21 protein-coding genes are annotated in these 24,956 nt (G+C 45.0%); 7 read left to right on the plus strand and 14 right to left on the minus strand.

Annotated elements, in window-relative coordinates; all coding sequences use genetic code 11:
* Positions 1–248 precede the first annotated feature (248 nt).
* The 4 genes from purM to QUA80_RS00155 all read left to right on the plus strand — a co-directional run bounded on the left by purM (position 249) and on the right by QUA80_RS00155 (position 4,649).
* Complete coding sequence (gene purM / locus QUA80_RS00140; protein ID WP_333420234.1) at positions 249–1,277, plus strand: phosphoribosylformylglycinamidine cyclo-ligase; 1,029 nt, start codon at positions 249–251, stop codon at positions 1,275–1,277.
* 336 nt (positions 1,278–1,613) lie between these two features.
* On the plus strand, positions 1,614–1,883 hold the full coding sequence (locus tag QUA80_RS00145) for a hypothetical protein (protein ID WP_333420236.1): 270 nt from the start codon (positions 1,614–1,616) through the stop codon (positions 1,881–1,883).
* Positions 1,884–2,464: 581 nt separating this feature from the next.
* Positions 2,465–3,934, plus strand: coding sequence for an ABC transporter substrate-binding protein/permease (locus tag QUA80_RS00150; RefSeq protein ID WP_333420238.1), 1,470 nt, complete (start codon positions 2,465–2,467; stop codon positions 3,932–3,934).
* Positions 3,900–4,649, plus strand: a complete 750-nt coding sequence (locus tag QUA80_RS00155) for an amino acid ABC transporter ATP-binding protein (RefSeq protein ID WP_333420240.1) — start codon at positions 3,900–3,902, stop codon at positions 4,647–4,649. The genes QUA80_RS00150 and QUA80_RS00155 overlap by 35 nt, the downstream gene beginning before the upstream one ends.
* Before the next feature lie 85 nt (positions 4,650–4,734).
* Here QUA80_RS00155 and QUA80_RS00160 read toward each other — a convergent pair whose 3' ends face one another.
* Positions 4,735–5,796 carry a UPF0104 family protein gene (locus QUA80_RS00160; protein WP_333420242.1) on the minus strand — a complete coding sequence of 354 codons (1,062 nt, stop codon included), beginning with the start codon at positions 5,794–5,796 and terminating at the stop codon, positions 4,735–4,737.
* 383 nt (positions 5,797–6,179) lie between these two features.
* Here QUA80_RS00160 and QUA80_RS00165 point away from each other — a divergent pair, with 383 nt between their 5' ends.
* Positions 6,180–8,225 (plus strand): S8 family serine peptidase, encoded by a 2,046-nt coding sequence (locus QUA80_RS00165; protein WP_333420244.1) that lies wholly within the window; start codon positions 6,180–6,182, stop codon positions 8,223–8,225.
* A gap of 886 nt (positions 8,226–9,111) precedes the next feature.
* Here the strand turns inward: QUA80_RS00165 and QUA80_RS00170 are convergent.
* The 10 genes from QUA80_RS00170 to QUA80_RS00215 all read right to left on the minus strand — a co-directional run bounded on the left by QUA80_RS00170 (position 9,112) and on the right by QUA80_RS00215 (position 20,846).
* On the minus strand, positions 9,112–10,752 hold the full coding sequence (locus tag QUA80_RS00170; protein WP_333420247.1) for a glycosyltransferase family 39 protein: 1,641 nt from the start codon (positions 10,750–10,752) through the stop codon (positions 9,112–9,114).
* Between the two features lie 21 nt (positions 10,753–10,773).
* Positions 10,774–12,402: a glycosyltransferase family 39 protein gene (locus QUA80_RS00175; RefSeq protein WP_333420249.1), complete on the minus strand. Its 1,629-nt coding sequence runs from the start codon at positions 12,400–12,402 to the stop codon at positions 10,774–10,776.
* A 123-nt stretch (positions 12,403–12,525) separates the two neighbouring features.
* Positions 12,526–15,501, minus strand: coding sequence for an L-glutamate gamma-semialdehyde dehydrogenase (pruA, locus tag QUA80_RS00180; RefSeq protein WP_333420250.1), 2,976 nt, complete (start codon positions 15,499–15,501; stop codon positions 12,526–12,528).
* Positions 15,502–15,586: 85 nt separating this feature from the next.
* Complete coding sequence (locus QUA80_RS00185; protein ID WP_333420252.1) at positions 15,587–16,504, minus strand: hypothetical protein; 918 nt, start codon at positions 16,502–16,504, stop codon at positions 15,587–15,589.
* A gap of 39 nt (positions 16,505–16,543) precedes the next feature.
* The gene (locus QUA80_RS00190; protein WP_333420254.1) at positions 16,544–16,690 is read right to left on the minus strand and encodes a hypothetical protein; all 147 of its coding nucleotides are present in this window, start codon (positions 16,688–16,690) and stop codon (positions 16,544–16,546) included.
* A gap of 13 nt (positions 16,691–16,703) precedes the next feature.
* Positions 16,704–19,358 (minus strand): protein-arginine deiminase family protein, encoded by a 2,655-nt coding sequence (locus QUA80_RS00195; protein WP_333420256.1) that lies wholly within the window; start codon positions 19,356–19,358, stop codon positions 16,704–16,706.
* Between the two features lie 101 nt (positions 19,359–19,459).
* Positions 19,460–19,801: a DUF5615 family PIN-like protein gene (locus tag QUA80_RS00200; protein ID WP_333128313.1), complete on the minus strand. Its 342-nt coding sequence runs from the start codon at positions 19,799–19,801 to the stop codon at positions 19,460–19,462.
* 3 nt (positions 19,802–19,804) lie between these two features.
* Positions 19,805–20,131 carry a DUF433 domain-containing protein gene (locus QUA80_RS00205; RefSeq protein ID WP_333420258.1) on the minus strand — a complete coding sequence of 109 codons (327 nt, stop codon included), beginning with the start codon at positions 20,129–20,131 and terminating at the stop codon, positions 19,805–19,807.
* Between the two features lie 11 nt (positions 20,132–20,142).
* A complete protein-coding gene (locus QUA80_RS00210) occupies positions 20,143–20,463 on the minus strand; it encodes a DUF433 domain-containing protein (RefSeq protein ID WP_333420260.1) in 321 nt (106 codons plus the stop codon).
* A gap of 56 nt (positions 20,464–20,519) precedes the next feature.
* A complete protein-coding gene (locus QUA80_RS00215; protein ID WP_333420262.1) occupies positions 20,520–20,846 on the minus strand; it encodes a DUF433 domain-containing protein in 327 nt (108 codons plus the stop codon).
* Positions 20,847–21,309: 463 nt separating this feature from the next.
* Between QUA80_RS00215 and QUA80_RS00220 the strand changes: the two genes are divergently transcribed.
* On the plus strand, positions 21,310–21,660 hold the full coding sequence (locus tag QUA80_RS00220) for a hypothetical protein (protein WP_333420264.1): 351 nt from the start codon (positions 21,310–21,312) through the stop codon (positions 21,658–21,660).
* A 20-nt stretch (positions 21,661–21,680) separates the two neighbouring features.
* Here the strand turns inward: QUA80_RS00220 and QUA80_RS00225 are convergent, their stop codons facing one another.
* The gene (locus tag QUA80_RS00225; protein WP_333420266.1) at positions 21,681–22,376 is read right to left on the minus strand and encodes a hypothetical protein; all 696 of its coding nucleotides are present in this window, start codon (positions 22,374–22,376) and stop codon (positions 21,681–21,683) included.
* A gap of 261 nt (positions 22,377–22,637) precedes the next feature.
* Here QUA80_RS00225 and QUA80_RS00230 point away from each other — a divergent pair, with 261 nt between their 5' ends.
* A complete protein-coding gene (locus tag QUA80_RS00230) occupies positions 22,638–22,835 on the plus strand; it encodes a type II toxin-antitoxin system HicB family antitoxin (RefSeq protein ID WP_333420268.1) in 198 nt (65 codons plus the stop codon).
* Between the two features lie 153 nt (positions 22,836–22,988).
* On the opposite strand, the gene QUA80_RS00235 is transcribed toward QUA80_RS00230, so the two are convergent.
* Together QUA80_RS00235 and QUA80_RS00240 are read right to left on the minus strand one after the other, a co-directional pair.
* Entirely contained in the window at positions 22,989–24,398 is a 1,410-nt protein-coding gene (locus QUA80_RS00235) for an NAD(P)(+) transhydrogenase (Re/Si-specific) subunit beta (RefSeq protein ID WP_333420270.1), read from the minus strand.
* On the minus strand, positions 24,395–24,688 hold the full coding sequence (locus tag QUA80_RS00240) for an NAD(P) transhydrogenase subunit alpha (protein WP_006633295.1): 294 nt from the start codon (positions 24,686–24,688) through the stop codon (positions 24,395–24,397). The genes QUA80_RS00235 and QUA80_RS00240 overlap by 4 nt, the downstream gene beginning before the upstream one ends.
* Positions 24,689–24,956: the final 268 nt, after the last annotated feature.

Consider the following 24,956-nt stretch of genomic DNA (forward strand, 5'->3'; position numbering starts at 1 on the left):
ACTTTTACGGTTGGGGATCGCTCACAGCACGAAATTTACCAAAAATCGAGCGAATCTTGACGGATATCGGTCTCAGATAATGCTTGAGTTCGAGTGCTTACAGCCGTTTCAGCAATTCCAGAAAAGTTTACAAAAATTTACAAAAATTTAGAGTGTTTCGTCGGCTGCCGAATGGCTAGTGTGAAAAAAGCTGTTTGTCAACTGTTATGGGCATAAACTAAAAACTGGAAATCGATGCAGGCAGACTTATGGATTATCGAGAAGCAGGTGTGGACGTTGAAGCGGGCAGAGCTTTTGTCTCGCGGATCGGGAGTATGGTCAAGAGTACGCACCGATCGGGAGTTTTGGGCGGATTCGGCGGGTTTAGCGGTTTTTTCAGCGTTCCGGAGGGTTTAAAAGAGCCGGTGATGGTTTCGGGTACTGACGGCGTTGGGACTAAGTTGAAATTGGCCCACAATCTCGATCGGCACGATACGGTAGGTATCGACTTGGTGGCTATGTGCGTCAACGACGTGCTGACATCCGGGGCCGAACCCCTCTTTTTTCTCGACTATTTAGCGACGGGAAAGTTAAATCCCGAACAATTAGCTGCGGTGGTGGCGGGGATAGCGGACGGTTGCAAGCAAGCGGGCTGTGCTTTGCTCGGAGGGGAAACGGCAGAAATGCCCGGTTTTTACCAAGCGGGAGAGTACGATTTGGCGGGGTTTTGCGTGGGAATTGTCGAAAAGAGCAAATTGTTGGACGGTTCGCGGGTGCAGGTGGGAGATGTGGCTGTGGGGCTGGCAAGTTCGGGCGTGCACAGCAACGGTTTTAGTTTGGTGAGAAAAATTGCGGGCGATTGCGGTTTTGACTGGCATTCCCAACCCGAACAGTTAGGCGGCAAAAGTTTAGGAGAAGTGCTGCTAACTCCGACTAAAATTTATGTTAAACCAGTCCTCGAAGCAATTAACAGCGGTCTAGAAATTCACGGCATGGCTCACATTACGGGCGGCGGTTTGCCGGAAAATTTGCCCCGCTGTTTGGGAGCAAATCAATCTGTGAAAATTGACAGCAATAGCTGGCCAAATTTGCCGATTTTCCAGTGGATTGCTGAAGCAGGCAAAGTTGCCACAGCAGATATGTTCAATACTTTTAATATGGGGATTGGGTTTGTGCTGTTGGTCGCTCCCAGGGAAGTAGAACACGCTGTTAAATGGTTTGAATCTCAGGGAATTGGTGCTTGGGCGATCGGTGAAGTGATTGACGGCAAGGGAGAATTGATAAGGGTAGTCGATTAATTTTAGTTGAATGAATCAAAAAAAATCCTTTTTTTTTGGGGTTAAAAGCTTGACTCCAAGCTTTCAATAAACTACAATTAAATAATGGAAGTGGTGGCAAAAATTTAATTTTTGCCACCACTTCCATTATTTAAAATATACCACAAGAATTCAAAAAAAGTCAATAGGTAATAGTTTCTTTTTTGATAGCTAACTTTTTTAACAAAATTTTCATAAACTCGGTTTAGTGAATAATACCTTCACTAACTTGAATTTACATTCATGACTTTTAATAGAGGCATTAGGTTTGTGGTTTTGGTCAATCGCCCAAAAGTTGAACAGGCTGTTAAATAAGCTGTGGGTGAAGACAAAACTACTGACAACTCGGGCGATCGGGTGCGGTTGAATTTCGATACTCGCTTTACTGGAACTGATGGTTTGAGAACGCGGTTGCAAGCAACAAACAACCCTGGGTACGATCGCCCTACCTGCACTCCCATGACTCGCACCAACTTTGACGGGGATGGCGGCTCTCAAATCACCCTCGATCAACTCAGCTATCAGTTCCTCATCGAGATCGGCACTAATGTTCAAATTGGGGCAAAAAACTTACTTCTGATGATGTAGCTCCTTTAATCAACCCTTATTTTGATAGTGCAGCCCAAGGCGCAGCTTCTCGGTTTGAAGCGTTCAACCCCGCTATTTACAACACTCCCGGAGAAACGGGAATTACCGTCAATCAACAATTGAGCGACCAACTATATTAAAGAAAACAAAGACAATGCTACTTCTGTGGAGGTAGAAGCTCTGTGCTGCATCCTAGTCAGCGATTTTATCAGCGTTACGCCGGGACTTTATATCATTACAAATACCGTTCACAACAAAGACAACGGTAAAACATAGGTGGGAGTTTTGCGGACGAGCTTTTCTTTCTATAATGTTAAAATTTTTCCAATCAACCATTTTTTCAATATAAGTTAGCAGCACAATTATATATCTTATATATCTTTATTACTGCTGACAGCATCAATAAATTTATAACCTGTTATTTAGCATTAATACAGGCGAATTATGCAGTTTTTTGGTCTGTCAAACTCGGTGTCTGGCAACCCGTTAGTCCAGGATTAGATATTTCTTTACAAGGATGACTTGATTCCGATTTGTGGTATGTTTTGTTGGTGAGGGGATTTTTGAGGACAATTTTCGATATGAAACGTTTAAAATTAAAATCAATGCTGGCGGCGGCGATCGCGATCGCGATCGCCTTTTGCTTAATTGCTAGCGCCAGTTACGCCCAAACCAACAAGACTTTAACACTGGCGACTTCCCCAGACTACCCGCCCTATGAATTTAAAGATACGGCTGTTAGCGGCAACGAAATCATCGGTTTTGACATCGATATTGCCAAATATATTACTAAAGAATTGGGCTACGAACTGAAAGTAACGGGCATGGATTTTAACGGCTTAATTCCGGCTTTGCAGGCGGGAAGAGCCGATTTTGTGATGGCTGGAATGACTCCCACAGCAGAAAGGAAAAAAAATGTTGATTTTTCTGACCTTTACTACGAAGCTCAAAATACAATTGTAGCTAATAAAGGCAGCAATTTGACCAAAGCTGAAGATTTAGCCGGGAAAAAAGTAGGCGTTCAACTCGGAAGCATTCAGCAGGAAGCTGTGAAAAAAATGGCCGGGGTGCAACTGACTCCTCTCAATAGGATTCCTGACATCATTCAAGAAATTAAATCGAACCGCCTCGCGGCGGGAGTAATCGAGGATACTGTCGCTACGGGTTATGCAGCAGCGAACCCGGACTTGGAATTTAACACAATTCCCAATACTGAAGAAAGCGGTTCGGCGATCGCCTTTGGCAAAGGTTCGAGATTAGTTCCAGAATTCAACCGAGTCCTCAAGCAAATGAAGGACAGCGGTCAAATTAAGGAACTAGCTACTAAGTGGTTTTCTCGACCAATTCCGCAAGAAACAGATCCAGCAAATCAGCCTGCGGTAGCCTCCAAGTTCGGGTTGGATTTTGGCAAAATCTTGCCGAGTTTGCCTTATATTTTGTCCGGCATTGGGGTAACGCTAACTTTTACCTTGCTGTCGGCATTTCTCGGATTTATCTGGGGAATCGTGCTGTCTCTATTCAAAATTTCCAGCATTAAACCGCTGGCCTGGTTCGGCACTGCCTACACTTCAATTTTTAGAGGAACGCCGCTAATTTTGCAGTTGACTTTAGTTTATTTTGCAACGCCGCAGCTTACGGGGTATGATATATCTGCGCTGCAAGCTGGCGTCATTACTTTTTTCCTCAATTCAGGGGCTTATATTTCCGAGACAATCCGCGCCGGAATTCAAGCCGTAGATAAAGGTCAAAAAGAAGCCGCAGAATCTCTTGGCGTTCCTTACAAACTGATGATGGGCGATATTATCTTGCCGCAAGCATTAAAAAATATTTTGCCTGCATTGGTAAATGAAAGTATTGCTTTGCTCAAAGATTCAGCTTTAGTTTCAGTAATTGGTGTAGAAGATTTGCTGCGGCGCGGTACAATTGTAGGAGCTGAAAAGTATATTTACTTTGAACCTTTGATATTTGTCGGCGCAATTTATTATCTGATGGTGCTTAGTTTAACTTGGGGGGCAAATGTACTCGAACGCAGACTCCAAACTAGCAGTTAAAGTCGATCGCCTGTATAAATCTTTTGGCAATCTGAAGGTTTTGCGGGAGATAACTACTGAAATTCATCAAGGAGAAGTGATTGCCATTATCGGCCCTTCGGGGTGCGGCAAGTCTACTTTTTTGCGGTGTTTGAATTTACTGGAAATTCCGATTTCTGGACATATATACATTGACGGAGTGGATATTACTGCGCCGAAAGCAGATATTCTGAAAATTCGCCAGAAAGTGGGGATGGTTTTTCAGCATTTCCACTTGTTCCCGCACATGACTGTGCTGCAAAATGTGACGTATGCACCTGTAAAGGTGAAGCAGGTTGCTAAGGATGAAGCGCGTCAAAAGGGATTGGAATTGTTGGAAAAAGTGGGTTTGTCAGATAAGGCGGAAGTTTATCCTTCTAAGCTTTCGGGGGGACAAAAACAGCGAGTGGCGATCGCGCGCTGTTTGGCTATGGAACCGGAGATTTTGTTGATGGACGAACCGACTTCTGCACTCGATCCAGAAATGGTTAAAGAAGTGTTAGACGTGATGAAAGCTTTGACGAAAACGGGAATTACAATGGCGATTGTAACTCACGAGATGGGTTTTGCGCGGGAAGTCGCCCACCGGATATTGTTTTTGGATGGGGGAAAGGTGGCGGAAGATGTGCCGCCGCAGGAGTTTTTTAGCAACCCGAAGAGCGATCGCGCCAAGCAATTTCTGGAAAAAATGCTTTAATCTGATATCGCATCCCCAATCAAACAGGTTTGTTGTTCGATCGCACATAATCTAACATTCTCAGCCGGGACTTATGCTGAAACAATTAAATTCGCCTTTTTTTACTGTGCCGATCGCGCTGGCGATCGAGCTTTGCCAAAACAGCACCGGAAACATCCGCCAGAATGCTAATTATCCGATACAAAGCCACCGCACTCAGAATTATACCCGTAGAAAAGCGATCGGACAGCAGGGCGATCGCCGTTGCTTCAAATACTCCCATTCCCCCCGGTGCTCCCGGTAGGACTAAACCGACAACAAACGCTAAACAAAAAGCACCTAACAAGTTGGGAATATTGCTAAAGTTCACCGGAGTTAAAGCAGTTACAGTTAGCAAAAATCCGCAGCCCCGCAATCCGATAAAACACATTTGTCCGATTAACGGCACTAAAGGGTAGCGTTTTATTGGCAAATTAATGTGGCGGCGGGACTTGACATTCGATGTTTTTTTAGCTAGATTGGAGGTAGACTCTGCACGAAAATTCAGTGCTTCGCCTGCCGCCTCCCCAGCCTTTGAATTTTCTTCATTGTTCTTGGATAACTTCAACCGCTCTACCAATAGGACGATAGGATTTAAAATTCGGGGATGAATCGCCGTTAAAATAACAGCACAACCGACAAGCCGCAACAACCAATTGAATTTGTCAAAACAAATCAACCCAATCAGCACGCCAGCAGAAGCCATCAGCAGCGGTTCCAGCAACACGCTGAGAGTAGCAGCTTTCGGAAAAATACCCGCTTTTTTCGCATCCAATATTCGACCCCAAAAATGCCAAATATTCCCCGGTAAATACTTGGCAATATTAGTTTTGAGAAAAACTTGAATCGCCCAGGCGGCAGTTACAGGTTGGCGGAATTCCCGCAAAATCAACATCCACACCCAGCCGACAAAAATTAGAGAAAGTAAAGTGACGCCGAGGGCGATCGCCAGCAACGGAAAAGTTTCGGCTCGAATTTGGATATTCGCGACTTCTCGCCAGTGAGTTAAAAAAGCTTTGGCAATAAATAAAAACGTCCCGCCCAAAATCACATAGCGCAAATAAGGCTTTAAATGCGACTTCGCGATCTTCAAAAAATTCTGAATTCGATGCAAGTGTGGTTTTCCCATTTTCCGATCCCGATTTTGAATTTGGGATTAAGTTATACTGTTTTAGATTTTATGTTTTAGAGGGACTCAGGCGGAATTGTGGTTAATTTACGGCATGATATGACCGAATAAATCTGTTTGACATGAGATGTTTCACAATTGTCAAGAACGGGCTCTCCGGCCCGTTCCACAATAACTCAACATTTTTGTGGAACAGGCCGAAAAGCCTGTTCCTAAACAAGTAATTGAGAATGGTGCAATATCTCACTTTAACCTAACCTGTGCAGGCCTCTACAGACTGTGCGTAATGCGCGTCTTACAGACTATTTAGGGCGTTTTTAACCACAAACTTAAATTTAAAATCTAAAATTTAGATCGATATACCTCGCTAGGAGTACATTTCTATGCCCGGCCCGAGCCCAGACGGTCTTTCCTATCTTTTAGATGATAGCCCCAATAGTTTCGCCTTGACTCCGGGCTTTTTGACTTCTTATCCTAACGGATTTTTTGCCCTCGGCGGCAACGATTTTATAGTCGGTTCGTCGGATGCCGAAATAATTAGCGGCGATAATGGTAACGATCGCATTCTCGGCGGTGGCAATTCCGATACCCTGTTCGGGGGTGCGGACAACGATTTGCTAAACGGCGGTGTCAGCAGCGACATCCTGTTGGGCGAGGCCGGCAGCGATACTTTGCAGGGAGGTAAGGGAGGAGACGCCCTCAACGGCGGTGACGGCAGCGACGTTTTAGTCGGCGATGGGGGCAAAGATACGCTGACAGGGGGTTTGGGCCCAGATACCTTTGTCCTCCGCAGCGACTCCGCAGTCTCCGATCCGGCTGCTGCAGACGTTATTACTGACTTTAACAGTTTTGTGGATTCGATCGGACTGACTGACAATCTTACCGAAGCTGACTTGATTCTCGAAGAAATATCGATCGCCCCCGGTATTTCCAATACATTAATTAAAATTCGCCAATCCAATGCTATTTTAGGCTTGGTAGCCAACGCATCTCCACAAGACCTCGCCGGTACATTCATCTCTGCAACTACGGTATTCGGCAACCAACTCGATCGAGCTCGCGATTTAGGCGTTTTGGGCGGCACTCAAACGATCGCAGACTCGGTTAGCAACGCCCGGCCAGACGGCCTTTACCGCTTTACTTTGCCTGCAACTAGCGACTTTAAATTAAGTGTCAGCAGTTTGACGGCCGATGTTGACGTTGCTGTGATTAAAGATATTAACGGCGACAATTCTATTGACTTTACCGATATTATTGCTTCTTCTCAACAACCTGATTTATCGCCGGAAGCGATCGACCTCAACGCTTTGGCAGCAGGAACTTACTTTGTCCGAGTTTATCAATACCAAGGCAGTACCAATTTTACCCTAAATCTGTCTGCAACCCAGGCAACTGTTTCTCCTAACAATCCGAGCAACTTGCAGGGTTTTGACTCTCGTTTTGGGTTCGGTTTGGTGAATGCAGCGGCGGCAGTTGCTAAAGCTCAAGGTACTGCAACTTTTCCTGATGTTCCCGATTTGGGCGGCGACGAGTGGGGCAGAGATTTAATTAAAGCTCCAGAAGTTTGGGCGAAGGGCTTGACTGGAGACGGAATTGTGGTGGCAGTTATCGACAGCGGAGTGGACTACAATCACCCTGATTTGACGGGGAATATTTGGAGCAATGCGGGGGAAACCGGTGTTGATGCGATCGGTCGCAATAAAGCTAGCAACGGGGTTGATGATGATGGCAATGGCTTTGTTGACGATTTCCGAGGATGGGATTTTGTCAATAACGATAATGACCCGATGGATGATAACAATCACGGGACTCATATCTCTGGTTTAGTTGCTGCCAAAAAAGATGGGGTGGGGATTACTGGAACGGCTCCGACTGCGAAGATTATGCCTGTGAAAATACTCGATAGTGCGGGAGTAGGGAAAATTAGGGATGAAATTAATGCGATTAATTATGCGGTGGCAAATGGAGCTAAAATAATTAATGTGAGTTTGGGCGGCCTACAGTTAAATGAACAAGAATTGAATGCGATTCGAGCCGCTGAAGCTCAAGGTGCGATCGTGATTTCGGCGGCAGGAAATGATGCTCGCCCACAAGTAGATTATCCGGCTCGGTTTGCCAATGAGGTAGGAATTGCGGTCGGTGGTGTTACCCGAAATGGCCTGTTTGCAGATTATTCTAACCGGGCGGGTGCGGAGACAATTAATTACTTTGTTGCTGGGGGCGGCGACGGTGGCAGGGCAGATTCTGGTGACGTTTATTCAACTGTAACGCTTTCTCAACCGGGGATTCCCTATCGATATTTTGCGGGTACTTCCATGGCGGTGCCGCAGGTAGCTGGGGTGATAGCTTTGATGTTACAGGCTAATCCGAACCTGACTCCTGCTCAAATTAAGAGGATTCTTGCGGAAACTGCCAATCGAGCGGTTTGAATTAATTGGTAATTGGTAATTGGTAATTGGTAATTGGCTTGACATACTGTTACCAGATTTCGTAAGAGCGGGTTTCACCAACAATATCGAATTGCTACTAACAATCTACATAAACCCGCCCCCACACAACTAACAATCTACATCAACATTGATTTGTATTGAATGCGAAAAATGTACAAGGGGTTTACCGTGGGATACGGGCGGGTTTTATAGATTGTTAATTAACCTAAATATTGTTGGTGAAACCCGCCCCTACAAGCCAAATTAAAAATTGGCGGCGCAAGTTAAGTCAAATTGGCGGCACAGGGTGATGCAGCCGTAGTTTGGTCATCGAATACCAACTCGTAATTCATCTGCCGTCTATTTTGGCGGCTGCTTTAAGGGGATGCCCTGAATGTCGTATTGGCGGCGTTCTAAGGCACTCCAGCCGATAATTTTGAAGTCGATTTGGTTCTGCATTTGCGATCGGATATAGGTGCATTTTGTCTTCAACTTTCCCAGTCAGGGGGATTTTCATTAACACTGACTGCGTGACGAGGGGTTTTTGGTCGTTGGGATGCTTCTTAGTGGGGCAGCTTTTGAGTTCTATATCGTAAGGTTCTACCTTGAATTTCTCTCCACTGGCGATCGCAGACAAGTGTAAATCATTTAGGCACTTTTCTAGGTGAGGGATCGGCCCTAAGTCTCGATCGCACAGCAGTTTGCGAATATTCGAGGTTTCAGTGACTGTGATTTTTGATTTTTAATGTTACTTTTTGCTTCTTAACTTCTAGCTTAACGCGAAAATAAACCCTATTGAACTATAGTTGCGACCTACTTCCAAAAACCACTTTTCTGGGCAGTATGTCTCGGTGAATAAGACATTTTTTTGCCTGAATTTTTTAGGTTATTTTTTGGTAATTCTCCAGAGATTAAGCTCAACATTAGCGTCAGCCCCCTCTATTTGATAGTTTTGTTGCTGAATTGCCGATCGCAAAGTTGAGGAAGGTCTGTATAAAAACAACTCGCTGAAACCGTCTGGAATTTGCGGGGATTGCGGTTTTTTCTGTGCCAATTCTCGATTTTTGTAGCAAGAAGTGTAACAGCGCGGTTCTATTAGCAGTTTGACTTTTGGTTCTAGGTGATAACTTAAAGGCATGATATATGCGATATTGGTATCGCTGATAATTAGGGGATTGGTCGCTTGATTGACAGTCCCAGCTACTTCCAACTGGGCGCGCAACCAACCGCTGCCTTTATTCCACCAACTGTCTGCTTGAGAACTAACTCCACCGGATATAATACCTGCGGAAAACACTGCAACTATAACTATTTTCCACAGTTTTTGCTGTTTGAAGTTATCCAAATTGTTACTAACTTTTGCAGACAGCAGGTAAGCCACTGCTAGCTGAATTCCCACATAACAAGGAACTAAATATCGCGGATTTGCCGATCGCCTTCCACCTTTCATTATATCAGGTACTGCTAAAAACAAACCAGTTGTTGCAATTAATAATAATATCAATAACCACACTCGCTTTGGTGTATGTCGGCACAGAAAATAAAGGGCATAGCCGACTAAAGCTAGAATCATGATACCAACTGGAATTAGCAAGGCTAGCTGTGTGGCGTTGGCAGTTCCATCAATCCCTATATCAAAAAAGGCTATGGTGAGGGAACCCACCCACCTGCTGACTAATCTTAAGAGATTGGTCTGTTCTGACCATACTGTTGTGCTTCTAACTTGATTGAAGTTTTCTACAGTATTTACGAGGGAAGGCATGAAGGCGATTAAAGCGATAAAAGCTGCTATATAATAAGCAATAAATGTTTTCACATCGCGCCAGTTGGCAATGACTGCGACGTAGATTGCGTGGGCTGCGGCGACGCAGACAAATAACAACTGGGTGTAAAATCCCAGTGTTGCTGTGACTGCGTAAAGCGCCCAGGAAAGAACGAGGGCGAGAGGATTTTGATTTTCGTCAGGGCGCATTGCTCGCAGCAAGGCTGCACTGGATAAAATAGTAGTTACCGTCCACAAACTGTACTGTCTCGCTTCTTGGGCAAACAAGATGTGATAGGGAGAACTTGCGAAAAGTGCCATGGCCATCCACGCCACTGCTGAAGATTCAAATAACTCCCAAGCCAGCCAATAAATTGCGGGAAATACTAGCAGGCTAATCACGGCGGCCAAACTTCTCATTGCGGCAACGGAACTGCCGAACCACTGCGCCCAATATCGCGCTAGTACGTAATACAGCGGCGGGTGTTGGGGGTCTTCTGTTGCTAAAGAATTCAGGGTATCGCTTAAAGTTTTTTCGGAATTTATCTGCTGGTATTTTTGTAAATCCGAGGGCGAGGTTATTTTTTGGTAGGAAATTTGTTTGATGATTTCGGCTTCGGTGTAGCCAGAAACTCTCAAAGAAGTATATGTTTCGTCAATCCAGTAAAATTTGCGATCGAGATTGGCGAACCGGAACAAAATGCCAATTACTAATACAATAACAGCCAGAAAAATTAACCATTTAGGGACAGTTTTAAAACTCATTTTTTCCAACTATATATTTATTTACTTAACTGTTAATGTTTCTAGCCAGACATCTCCGTTTTTTTGACTGTATAGCGGCTCTAACTTATACCTACTATTTGTCGTTATTTTTGTTTTTAATTCAGGGTAAATTTTGTAAAAAAAGATTTCCTGAAAATTGGGGGGTATTTTAACAACATTCGGCGGCAATACTAAAAATTTAGCTTTTGCATCTATTAAGTAACTCAGAGTTAACAAATTTCCGATCGTATCTACACTGTACACCCACAAGTCGGTTATCATTAATGGTCGAGAAGCTGAGTTGACTGTGCGGGCGATCGGGATGTTAAGATACGATCGGTCTTTATTCCACCAAGAGTCCGATCGCAAATAAATGCTACAGGATATAATTCCAATAGAAAGCAAAGCAGCTAGAGCCAGCCTCCACATCTTGTACAATGGGACTGTCCCTGTCGGATATGTAATTTTTTCAGCTAGCAGGTAAGCAACAGATATCTGTATTCCTAAATAACAGGGAATCATGTAGCGAGTGTTGATAGAGCGAATCCCTCCTCCAATTAAATCTGCTGGTAAAAATAATACTACTGTCACGCACGTCAATGTCACAACAAACAACCAAAGACGCATTTCTGTCTGATTTAAAAGGAAATAAAAAGAATACCCAACAATTATTAAAACCATCAAAACAACTGGCAGACTAAATATCCAATATATTCGCGAGAAATCAGAGTAAAAGCCCACATCAAAAAATTGACGGTTAACGTTCAAAAACCAGTTTCTTACCAAGTCTAAAATAGGCCTTTCTATAGATTGCCATGCTGTTTTCTGACTGGCATTGCCCGAATTGTTTAAAAAAACTATAGTCCAAGGAGACAAAGCAATAAATCCGGCAACTGATGCTAGCAAATAGCAAATTACAGTCTTGTTAAACCGCAATTTTTCAATAATTGTTACATAAACTCCATGTCCGACTGCAACCAGTGCAAATAAGAGGTGAGAATAACATCCCAGAGCAACTGTTACTGCATAAATTGCCCAACTGCTATTAGTTTTTAGCCGCATTCCTCTCAGCAAGGCTGCGCTTGACAGTAAAATTATCATTACCAGCAAGCTGTAAGGTCGAGCTTCCTGAGCGTAAACTATCTGAAAAGGCGATACAGCTAATATTGCAACTGCCAACCAAGCTGTCAGCGGCGACTCAAATAATTCTAAGCACAGCCAATACATACAAGGTAATGCCAGCGCGCTAAAAACCGCTGACATACTTCTAGTTACAGCCACTGAATCGCCGAACACCTGCACCCAAAATCTCGTTGCTATAAAATACAGGGGAGCAAGTTGAGGTTCTTCTAATGCCAATCCTTTTACGGTATCTAAAACAGTTTTTTCTGAATTGATCCGTTGATATTTTTGTAAATATTTAATGTCCCGAATTTCACCGTCAACTACTTGCTGAATAAATTCAGCTTCTGTATAGCCAGAAATCCGCAGGGATGTGTAAGCTTCGTCTATCCAGTAAACTTTATTTTCGAGATTTGCGAAACGAAAAAATATACCTATGACTAATACAACTATAATTAACAATCGCAGCCACTTGTTAAGTGAAGGGTTTTGAGAATTTTGCCGATCGCGATCTTTAGTAGATTCCATTTTATAACTAGCTAATATCGCAGAATTTTTTTCTGTTACCCCATTGTAAGGTGCGCTAGGCGCACCTTACCAACTTAACAGCCAGAGAGAGGACTGAAGTCCTCACTGCCAATAAAGGAACGATTAATCATCCACTCCTTCAATCGGCGCAAAACCCTGTCGCTGAATATTTTCGGTTATGGTGCGGGGTTCGAGGAATTGCAGCAAATAATCCGGGCCGCCAGCTTTAGAACCAACTCCGGAAAGTTTGAATCCTCCGAAGGGTTGCCGCGATACCACAGCGCCGGTAATTCCGCGATTGATGTACAGGTTTCCCACTTCAAAATCGGATGCGGCTCGATCGATATGCGAAGGCGTGCGAGAATACAATCCACCGGTTAAAGCAAAATTCGTGCCGTTAGCAATAACAATCGCTTCGCTGAAATTTTTTGCCCGAATCACCGACAAAACCGGGCCGAAAATTTCTTCTTGGGCGAGAGTTGCTGTCGGCGATACTTCCGTAACAATGACTGGGCCGACAAAATAACCGGTTTCCGGTGCCGGCATTTCTAAAGCTATTTTAGCTTCAGCGCGACCTTTTTCGATGTATTCGCGGATGCGCGAATGGGCATTTGCATCGATCACGGGGCCGACTTGAGTGCCGGGATTTTCTGCTGGGCCGACATTGAGCGATCGCGTTGCTTCTACCAATCTTGCTACAAAATTATCGTACACCGATTCGACCACAATTACTCGCGAACAAGCGGAACATTTTTGGCCGCTGTAGCCAAATGCCGAATAAACTACGCCTGCAACTGCTTGGTCTAAATCCGCACTTTCATCGACAATAATTGCATTCTTGCCGCCCATTTCAGCAATTACTCGTTTCAGGTGTTTTTGCCCCGGCTGCAAAATCGCAGCATCGGCATAAATCTGACAGCCAACTTCCTGAGAACCGGTGAAAGCAATCATGTGAACGTCGGGGTGTTTCACCATGTAAGCGCCGACGGTTGAACCTTTGCAAGGCACGTATTGAAATACGCCTTTGGGAATGCCAGCTTCTAGCAAAATTTCGGTGATTTTTGCTGCAATTACTGAGGAAACTTCCGCAGGTTTGAGCAAAGTACAATTTCCAGCAACTAGGGATGCAACTGTCATGCCGACGGGAATTGCGAGGGGGAAATTCCAAGGTGAAATGATTAAAGAAATGCCGCGCGGCCCATAGGTGTAGCGGTTGGTTTCTCCGGCTACGTCGTAATTTTTTCCTTGTTCCAACCGTTCCATTTCGTCGGCATAGTAGCGGCAAAAATCAATAGCTTCGGAGACTTCGGCATCGCATTCTCTGACAGGTTTGCCGACTTCAAACACCATCCAAGCTGACAGTTCGTGCCGCCGCTGTTCCATCAATTCTGCTGCTTTGCGGAGGACGCCGGCGCGCTGTCTGACCGGGGTTTTTCTCCAACTGGTGGAGGCTGATTTTGCTGCTTCAAGGGCTTGTTTTGCCTGTTCTTGGGAAAGCAATCCGATTTTGCCGACTACTTCTGCGGGATTGGAAGGGTTGAGAGAGTTAACTGTTACTTCAGTATTTTGGTACTCGCCATCGATTAGGGGTAAATAGGTTTTACCTAACTGGGCGCGCACTGATTTGATGGCTGTTTCTGATTGTTGGCGCAGTTTGGTATTGGCGTAGTCGGTATCGGCAACGTTGGGAAATACTTTGCTGTAAACTAGCTGGTCATTGCCACTGGCAACTGGTGCGGCTAACAATTGTTCGATCGGCATTTCTTCGGAACTTTGCCGGATGAAAGAACTGTTGGCGGTATTTTCCAGCAAACGGCGGATCAAATAAGCCATTCCCGGCAGCAAATCGCCGTAGGGGCAGTAGACTCGGACGCGATAACCCCGATCGACCAAAAGCTTAGCCAATTTGTCGCCCATGCCGTACAGCACTTGCATTTCAAAGCGGCGGCGCGGTATGTTGAGAGTCTCGGCAATGGCGATCGCCCTGGCTTGCGATCGCACATTATGACTGCCAATAGCTGCATACAAATATTCGTGATTTTCTAGCAGCAACTGCGTCATCTGCTCGAAATTTGCGTCGGTAGCAACTTTGTCATTGTAGACCGGCTGCGGCCAATCTTTCTGCATCGCTTTGATAGTTTCCTGATCCCAGTAAGCGCCTTTTACCAGCCGCACTGTTACCGGATTTCCGCGTTTTTTTGCCCAGGAAATCAGGTTTTGCAAATCTTGGAAACTGTCGCGCAAATAGGCTTGCAGTGTAATTCCAATATCCGTGCGACTGCGAAACTCTTCTTCTAACAATAAGTTTTTGAGAATGCTCAGAGTTAAACTCTTGTAAGCATACTGTTCCATATCGAAATGAACCGCCGCGCCCAACTCCTTCGCGCGGCGCAGTAACAGGCGAATTCTCTCGCTTACTTTCTCCTCGCTACCTTTAGCATCCAACGGGTCAAACTGAGAATAAAAAGCCGTTAATTTTACGGATACTTGCACTCGCGGCAAAGTTTCATCATCAGCTTTGTCAATTGCATCTACCTGCGACCAATTCTTCGCTGCATTCGCGAGTTCCTCCATCAATTCCAAATAGCGGTTAAGATAAATTTGCGCCTCCGCTTCAGTAATGACAGCTTCCCCCAAAAGGTCAACTGTAAAACCCATTTTATCTTTGCGAAGTCGCTCTAAAGTTTTAATTACCTGCTTGATATTTTCCCCAGAAATATACTTGTGCGCCAAAGTTTCCACAGCAGGCGCAACCGTCGTCGCCGCCAATTGACCCGGAACCGAATCAGGGCTAGCAAAGTTGAGCAATTTTTTTAATGCTTCGGGCAATTCTACCTCTTGGGCAGTCAGGTATTCTTGCAAGTGGCGGGCAATTTCCGGCCTGCTGCGGAGGGCGGGCAAACAGTCAATAAATCGAAACAACTGCACCCGCAATCCAGGGCTAGCCATCGCCCAATCCATCAGTTTGTCGTCCCAGCGCATTTGGTCTTGCAGTTGGCCAAAAAACGATCGCTTTTTCTCTTGAGTTGCCCGCAGGATTTCTTTGGCAATTTCTTGAGTTTTTGCTTCATAGATGCTTGGAAATACTTGTGCGACCATTGGTAATTAGTAATGGGTAATTTGTAATTGGCAACCAGGGCGGGTTTATGTATTTTGTAACTACCCCCTGATACAATTATACTTGCTATTTGACTTCAATTCTAACACCGTAGTTTGCTTTTCGGTCGCCGGAAATTTCAATAGTATAATCGCCGCTGCTGGCTAGTTGACCTTGCCACTGACTGGTACTATTTGCAGTACCCAGTTTTTCACCGTTAGGAGCAATAATTTCTGCACTAACTTGACCTTCTTGAACATTTACTGTCATGCTTTGGCCGCTATTGCACTCCAGTAAGTAGCGCTTGGATATGTTGGCTCGCAAACTACTGTTTAGAGTAGTTCCCGTAGTACCAGGTTGAAAGTTTACTCGCTCAGTTACAGGGGTTTCAACCGCAGCGGGTGAAGGAGAAGGCAGCGGCGACGGGGACGGCGACGGCGAAGCAAGTTGCGGAACCCCTGACAGGGAGGGTATTTGAGTGGGATTGGGCGACGGGGCGGTTGCTGGTGGCCGTGCCGGGCCGGGTGCTGGGGGAACTCCGGGCAGGCGGTTGGCGGGCGCTGCTGGGACAGGCGGAGGGCTTTGGGGAAGGGGTACGTCAGCGGGCAGTCTGATTTGAATGTTCGCTCTTTCCTGATACATTCTCCACGCTAGCAAACTGCCGAGACTCAGTACGGAACCGACTAACATTCCGCTGAGAAAAACTGCCAAAATTTGCCACTTTCGAGCTGGTTGCGGCTCGGGACTTGCCGTTTGAATTATGGGAGGCGGATAACTTGCAGGTTGAGTTGTTTCCGGCGCGATATCGGGGGCAATTGGAATTGTTTCTGCTTCATCCATTGCGGTTGAAATATCTTCGGGCGCGGCAATTTCAACCGGAGTTTCTGCGGGTTCGGAAGTGGAATCGGCGCTGGCAATTTCAGTGCGATCGATCTCATCGCTGGTAGGAGAAATTGTTTCCGGCTGCTGAGTCAAAATTTGTTTTTTTTCCTGTTCGTCGCTCATGGGGCTAAATTTATATTAGAAAGACCGCTTTTAGACATTTTACGTTACTGGTGCGATCGCCTGCACTGAACAGCTACCGCAAGGCCCTTGACAAATTGCCGTCCGCGTCGATAGAGAAATCTGTCGGCAGGGGCGATCGCAATTTACCAATTTTCCGTAAATATTGAGTACAAATTGCGATCGCAAATTACTACCGGACTCAATTATTAGGCAAAGACTGCCAAAAAGGCCGGTCTTCTGGCTTCCTCACAGTATTCGTCGCCGACTGCACGTTTCCTTTCAATTCTTGATAATATCTGTCATCCAGAAAACTAACGCTGACGCCAGCAGGAAGCAGCAGTTGGCGCAATCTTTCTTGAGTGTAATCTACACCGTCAATCATTGCCCCGCGAGGATTTGAAACTAACAACTTGCCGTTAACTGGCACCGAATTAACCATATTCGGCCACCAAGCATAACCGCTGTAGCCAAACATCACCGGAACTTGAATAATTTGGTCGTCTCCGAGTAAAAACTCTCTTTTCAACTTCTCTACAATCGGATTAAGTTTCTGCTGTTGCAAATAGAGATTGTGTTGAATTAAAGCGCGATTTTGCAAGGCGGCGCTGACTGTTGTTTGAGTGCTCAAACCGCGATTAATAGTAACATCGCCGTAACCTCTTCCCTCCAATTCTTCCAACAGCTTAACTCCGGCTTCGGGACTGGCGATCGCCATTACATATTGTCCGGGAGTTTGAGCGGGAATAAAATTGATAATTTCATCGACTTGGCGAGTCAAAAGCCAAGAAGTATCAATATCTACTGGCGGCCCTTGAATTCTCTGAGCTTGAATAAAATCAAGTAACTCTGGATTAAAACCAGCATTTCCCGAATTCCCGTAATAAACTCGACCCATTGGGTATCCGGGAATCGGCGGCGTCACCTGCAAATTGCCGTATCCGTCAGACCACTGAGTTACGGGGTCTAAAGAGCGAGGATTGCCAATGTTAAATACTTTCAAATCCCGGTCTTGAGTTAATTTAACAGGCGGGTTTTTGTCTGGGTCGCTATTGCTTTTTATGGCTACATTAAACTGGCGTATTTCAGATTTTTCGGGAAGTTGAACGTATCCATTTTTCTGGGTATCTTGCATCCAAGTGCGATCGCCCTGGAGAATTTTTACTTGAGCGCCCGTGGGTTCTACTGCTTCTTTTAATTGCGAGATAAATTCGCTGTTTACCGAGCCTCTGTCGCTGACTTGAACTTCGGTTACTGGTGCTGTATTTGGCGCTATCATCCAAGGACTAACGCCCATTTGGATTGTTGTGGAGGCGATTTCTTGACCGTTGTTTATGGCAGTCGCTTTGAGATTTACAGTCCCGTTCCAATTGCGATCGGCAAATTGTTTTGCTTCCACACCTAAAACAATATCCGTGCTGAAAACTAGAGGTTGAGCGCCGGATATATCTACAGGTTTCCATCCGTCGCCAGTCTTCTGAAAAACGCTGATGTGAGGGCTAGCAATGCTGTCAGCAGTGATAAATAATTGAGAGGTTTTGAAGTTTTCAGACAGTGTTAAGTTAACTTGAGAAAGCATCGCTGCACGGCGGGGAGCGTTAACTTTGGTTTGTTTCCAAGTCGGTATCTTGCCGCGATCGTTATTGCGATCGTTAAATAAAATTAGCGCGCCCTTGGACAAAGACCATTGTTCTTTTCCCGCTTCGTCTTGCTCGTTAATTTGGCCATCTCTGTTGGTATCTCCCGCAAAGAAAAAGTTCGGCGGGGACGCAGCGGGTGTAACTGGGGCGGGAGTTGGTGTTGCAGTTGATTCAGGAGTTGGTTGAGAAGTTGCTTGCTGATTTCTCTCTAACTCTTGTCTTTCAAGTTCTTTTCTGGCTAATTCTTGCCTTTCAAGTTCTTGTCTTTCAAGTTCTTTTCTGGCTAATTCTTGCCTTTCAAGTTCTTGTCTTTCAAGTTCTTTCCTGGCTAATTCTTGCCTTTCAAGTTCTTGTCTTTCAAGTTCTTTCCTGGCTAATTCTTGCCTTTCAAGTTCTTTTCTGGCTAACTCTTGCCTTTCAAATTCTTGTCTTTCAAGTTCTTTTCTGGCTAATTCTTGCCTTTCAAGTTCTTGTCTGGCTAACTCTTGCCTTTCAAATTCTTGCCTTTCAAGTTCTTTTCTAGCCCTGTCTTTTTTCTCTTGCTCTTTTCTCTCTATTTCTCGACGAGCAAATTCTTTTTTCTCTTGCTCTTGGCGGGCTCGCTCTCTTATCTCTTCTTCCTCGGCTCTAATTTTCTCTACAGAACGTGCAACTTGCATTTCATAGGTTGCGACACTGAGGTTTCCTTGATATTCGATGGTTTTGTCGATCGCCCCATCGGCCAAAAAAGAATCGTGAGGAATGAGTCGCAGCGTATTGATAGCCAACTGCCACAGGCGCTGGGACTGTTCCCAAGTAACAGAAGAAGGATTAGAAGTGCGTCCAATTTCGACTGCTTGGGCGGCTAATTTAGCAGCATCGTCCCAATTATATTTGGCTCTTTCTTCTATTTGAATCTGACTTTGAACGTCTTGGAGTTGCTGCGTCAGAGTTTGGGATTGCTGGCGGTGGATTGCTGATTTCCAAAGTTCTGCAGGAAACGGGGCGCTGTCGGAAGTTTTGGCAAGGTTATCTAATTGTACTTTGAGCCGATCGCGCAATTTGTAGAGTTCCGAAAGGGATTGCGGAGTTTCGCCGTCTGGCTGTTGCCCAGAGAGTGCGAGTTGGTAGTTTAGGGAAGGTTGAGCCACTGTTGTGGGGACTGCAACCCAAATAATACCGATGACGACACCGAAACCATTGATAATGGCGATCGCAATATATCGAACCCAGCGCATATAGTTTATCCTCAGACACGCCAATAATTTTACCTAATCTTGGGAGCAATGGGGGATTTAATTGTAAGGTTGTGAGGTCGGGAAGGGCGAGGGGCTTTTTTTCAGCTTTGGGGACGTATTACCCGAATCAATTTGCCAGTCAATGTTTCTTCAGCAAAAATAGCTTCATCAATACGTGATGCCAACCTTTCCCAGTTGCGATCGTTAGTGCAGGTAATAATACCAGAATGATTAGGTTGGATGCGATGCAGTCGGATGAAATCTTGCCGATTGAGTGTTAACACCGATCGAGAATCACTCGTTGCAAATTCTAACACTCGATCGTCAGGAATTTTAAGTCCAGCATTTCCTGCTTCTTGAACTGTTAAAACATCGTGACCGAGAGTTCGCAGAATTCTGACAACAGCTATTGGGTATTGCTCATCTGAATATAAACGCGCCATGTTTTAGGCTTCCTCATTTTCTCGGATTGCCTGTTCAATTTCATCAGGATAGGCATCAGCATAAGCCCAGGTATTTGCCAGATCCGCCGCACTAATAGTGGGATAATTTTCTAGCAAATCGGCTTCACTATATCCTATACTACGAGCTTCAACCATTACCCAAACAGGGATACGAGTCCCCGCAATACAAGCCCTACCACCACACACGCCGGGAGTTTTTTCGATTCCTTGCCAAGTATTGCTTAAACTTTGGACTAATAGCTGTATTGCCTGAGTTTTTTCAGCGGGAGTTAAGGCAAGGAGTTGTTTTTCTAATTCTTTCAGTGTCATAGTTTGCTATCTCAATCATTTTCTATAATTGCTTGTTCAATTTCTTCTGGGTAAGCATCGGCATAAGCCCAGGCATTTACCAAATCAGCAGCGGTTAAATCGGGAAATGATTGTATAATTGTACCATCGGAAGCACCTAAACGTCGATCGCACACCAGTGACCAAACTGGTATGCGAGTATTGCCGATACAAGCATCGCCTCCGCACACACCAGGAGTTTTTTTAATGCCTAGAGAACCGTTGGTTAAAGTTTGAGTTAGGATGCTGATTAGTTGAGCTTTATCAACCGCATTTAAGGTTAAGACTTGAGTTTCTAATTCTTGTACAGTCATAAGTGCGATCGCTCGGATTTGATATTAGTTAGATTCTAGCAAATTCGCGCCATGTTTTAGGGTTCCTCATTTCTAGCGATCGCAGCTTGAATTTCCTCTGGGTGTGCCTCAGCATAAGCCCAAGCATTCGCCAAATCTGCTGCACTCAAATGAGGAAAATCTTGCAAAATTCGCACATCATTTGCACCCAGAATGCGATAATTTACCATCGACCAAATAGGTATGCGAGTTTTGGCAATTCTCGCATCGCCACCGCACACGCCCTGAGTTTTTTCTATTCCTTGCCAAGTATTGCTTAAACTTTCGACCAATAGCTGTATTGCCTGACTTTTTTCACTGGGAGTTAAGGCAAGTAGTTTTTTTTCTAATTCTTTCAGTGTCATTGTTTGCTATCTAATTGAGATTGAATAACATCCAGGTTAGAGTACACCGCAGTGTCCTGTCCCTACAAACAATTCGGGTAGGGATACGGCACTGCCGTATCCTGACAAATATCTGCAATTAACCAACAGAATTTGAATGCAATCTATTAGCTAGATTATAGCGCTTGAATCAGCGTGATCGCGATCGCCCGTTTTGTTAGCACATCTCGGCAATACTGATTCCTTACCCGTAGCTGCGACTTGAAAAAAATGGTACGATCGTATTAATGTGCGATCGAGAAAATCATACACCGCTATTGTAGAAATTATTCGCAGGAATTACGCACTCAGACCAAAGAAACCGCGTTTTTCACGGAATCGGTCGCTGTGTATGAAGTATTTCCCAAAAAACCCGGTTTCTGCCTTCCCACGAGTCAGTCCTATATTCATTTAGTCGCTTTCTCTATAAATGGAAGTAAAAATCGTGAAATCGCCCTGTTATTTCCTAATTTTTATCCTTATTGGATTATCCTTAACAAGCTGCGAACAGGCGAAGTCATTTCAAGAAATAGATCGCACATTTAAAAATAGTAATGCGACCGAACAACACAATTTTAACTTGCAAGCGGGCGATCGCACGATCGATCGAACTAACAACATCCAAGCAAGTCCCAATAGCGGGAAGTTCGATAGAACTACCAACTCACCGGAAGAAAGTGCGATCGTGTTAGGAATTTACGGGTTTTGTTTGATGTGTTATTTATTAGTTTGGAAGTTTCGCGGGAGGGAAGAAGCTAACAGGATGCTGAGAAGAATCAGAAGAAGGGTGAAGTGAGGATAGATACTTGCTAAACCTCATTTTTTCTTAGTGCGGTTGCGTTTTCTCGATTCAGCAGCCGTATTTTTGGCTTTTTTTTGTTTTTCTTTACTTGCCTTAGATTCATTGACAGCACTACCACTTATCGGTTTGCTGGAAAATCCCGATGTATCGGAGTTTTTAGCTGCAATTATAGGAGCAATGCTAGCATTATATATCTCCTGAAATTGTGTTAGACCTTCCCCGGTACTCATATCAAACCCTGCTTGCAGACCGAGAGTTACAAAGGATTTGGCAAATCCAAATTTAGAGGAATCTTCCATAATCTCCTTAAATTCCGGCTCGATATCCCGCAGGTATTTGATAATTGAAGTGGCATTTCGCAGTTTAAATTCTCGCTTCAAAAATTGCCAGAACGCCAATAATTCCGGGATAGCATTTTCACCTTCTTCCGGCGAAAGCAAACTCACTTTCCTGGGAAACAACTCTTCGACTACAGTTGCCACATCTTCCACTTTCATGCGAGGCAGCGTAAAACCTTCATAGCCGAAACCGTAATAAATGAACTGCGAGATCCAAAATCCAACGTCTGGATAAGTTTTACAGTATTCTTCTCCTTCGGGAGAATTGACAAATAGCTCGATTAGCGTGTCCTGATAATCTTCCAGGAGTGGTTCTGCTTCGTCATAATCTAGACCGTTTAGTTGGCGGATGTTAAAAGGTTGATCTGACATAGTTGAAAATTTTTAAATTTAATTGACTTTAGCTCTAAGGTTAGTACAATTTTGGCAGTTCTATTAATTCTTTAGGATTTCATTATATTTAAAAAATCTCCGTTCGCAGGTATATTTGACTAGCACCGATCGCCCGTGACTATTTAAACCAAGCTAGCATTGTATAGGGCGATCGCCCGTCTCCACCGAAGAGCAAAAGATATGATAGAATATCAAGTAAAACTATAATTGTTTGAGCTTAGCAGTCCGCCACTTCAAATTATGAAGTCAACACAACAGTTTACAGCAATTATTGAACGAGAAGGCGACCGCTATATATTCCTTTGCCCGGAACTCGATATTGCCAGCCAAGGTGACAATATAGAAGAAGCGCGACGGAATCCGATCGAGGCGCTAGAACTATTTTTTGAGACAGCAGATCCTTCTGAAGTAAAGAATCGGTTGATACTGGGCGATTGAAATCCCGAGTATACAAACGAAGTCAGCCTCCGCCGACTGAATAATATTAATATCAAAACTAAATCCAAACAAAAACCCGGTTTCTCGAAGAAACCGGGTTTAATTATCTGCGTTAATCCGCGTTCATCCGCCTTAATCTGCGGTTAAAAAATCCTACAACTGCTTCACCTCAGAAACCAATTTGGCAACCACATCCTTAGCGCTACCAAACAACATCATCGTCTTATCCTTGTAGAACAACTCGTTGTCAACACCGGAAAAACCAGCATTCATCCCGCGCTTGATTACGATCGTATGTTTAGCCTTATCAACCTCCAAAATCGGCATCCCGTAAATCGGACTCGCCGTATCGTGGCGCGCTGCCGGATTCACCACATCATTCGCCCCGATTACCAACGCCACATCCGTCTCGTCAAACTGCGGATTGATATCGTCCATATCGTACAACTGCGGATAAGGCACGTTTGCTTCCGCCAACAGCACATTCATGTGCCCCGGCATCCGCCCAGCCACCGGGTGAATCGCGTATTTCACGTCAACACCCATTTTTTCCAAACCGTCGGCTAACTCGCGCACAGCGTGCTGTGCTTGCGCTACAGCCATTCCGTAGCCGGGAATGATTACAACCGATCGCGCATAACCCAACATCATCGCACTTTCTTCGAGATTGATGCTGCGAACAGTTTTGTCGATCGCACCAGCAGCCCCAGCAGCACCCGCAGCACTACCGCCACCGCTACCAAAGGCGCTAAACAGCACGCTAGAAAGCGATCGATTCATCCCCTTGCACATGATTTGCGTCAAAATAATCCCCGACGCGCCCACCAATGCACCGGCGATAATCAGCATATTGTTCATCAAAATGAACCCAGCCACACTCGCCGCAATCCCCGAATAAGAGTTAAGCAGCGACACCACCACGGGCATATCACCGCCCCCAATCGGCAGCACAAACATGATTCCCAGAATATTGGAAATCGCCACCAAACCGAGGAATACCGGCACATTTTCGGGATTCGTCAGCATATAACCGCTGCCGGCTAAAAGTGCGATCGCCAGCATGGCATTAAACGGCTGTTGCAGCGGAAACGTCATGGGCGCACCCGGTAGCAACTCTTGCAGTTTCGCAAACGCCACAAGGCTACCAGTGAAAGTAATTCCGCCAATGAGCACACCCAAAAGGATCGTGATTGTCGCGTCGGGAGTTGGCGATTGGGGGATGCTGAGATAGCGCCAGAATTCGCCCACAGCAACGAGTGCAGAAGCCGCGCCCCCGAAACCGTTAAGCAAACCCACCATCTGCGGCATATCCGTCATCGCCACGGTTTTCGCCATAATTGTTCCCAAAATGGAACCGACGATAATTCCGACAGCAATCAATTCGTAGCTGATGACTTGCTTTTCCAGCAACGTACCGACGATCGCAATTAACATCCCGATCGCAGCTAACACATTGCCTTGACGCGCGGTTGCAGGGGAACCCAACTGTTTCAAACCGACAATAAACAAAGATGCGGCAACTAAATAACCTAGTTGAATGCCGCTGGGCAGAAAATCGCTCACGCTTTAACCTCTTTTTTCTTGAACATTTGCAGCATTCGATCGGTTACTAAGAAACCGCCGACAACGTTAATTGTGGCCAGGGCGATCGCGATCGTCCCCAAAATCGAAGTAACAGTCACATTACCTTGGCCAGAAATCAGAATTGCACCTAAAACCGCAATTCCCGAAATCGCATTCGATCCCGACATCAAAGGTGTGTGCAGCGTCGGCGGGACTTTATTAATTACTTCAAATCCCACAAACGACGCTAGAGTAAACACCACTAAACCTGCAATCAATCCTTCTGCCATAACAATTGGTAATTGGTAATTGGAAATAACTCGTTCCCGGTTGCATCCGCCAGTCCGTCAGGGAATGAATTCCCTGGCTTATAGCCAAAGTCCTCGCTATGAGGACTAATAGACATCTCCAATAATTCTTGTGGAACCGGTCGGAAAGCCTGTTCAAAAAAGGCTTTTCTGGAGATATTTAATCAGTTCTTCAGTCCTCATAGCGAGGACTTAAGCTTTGAGGCAGGGGTTTCAACCCTTGCCGGACTTTGCCTCATAACGACAGAAT

It is taken from the genome of Microcoleus sp. F4-D5 (assembly GCF_036704885.1).
Classification (GTDB): domain Bacteria; phylum Cyanobacteriota; class Cyanobacteriia; order Cyanobacteriales; family Microcoleaceae; genus Microcoleus.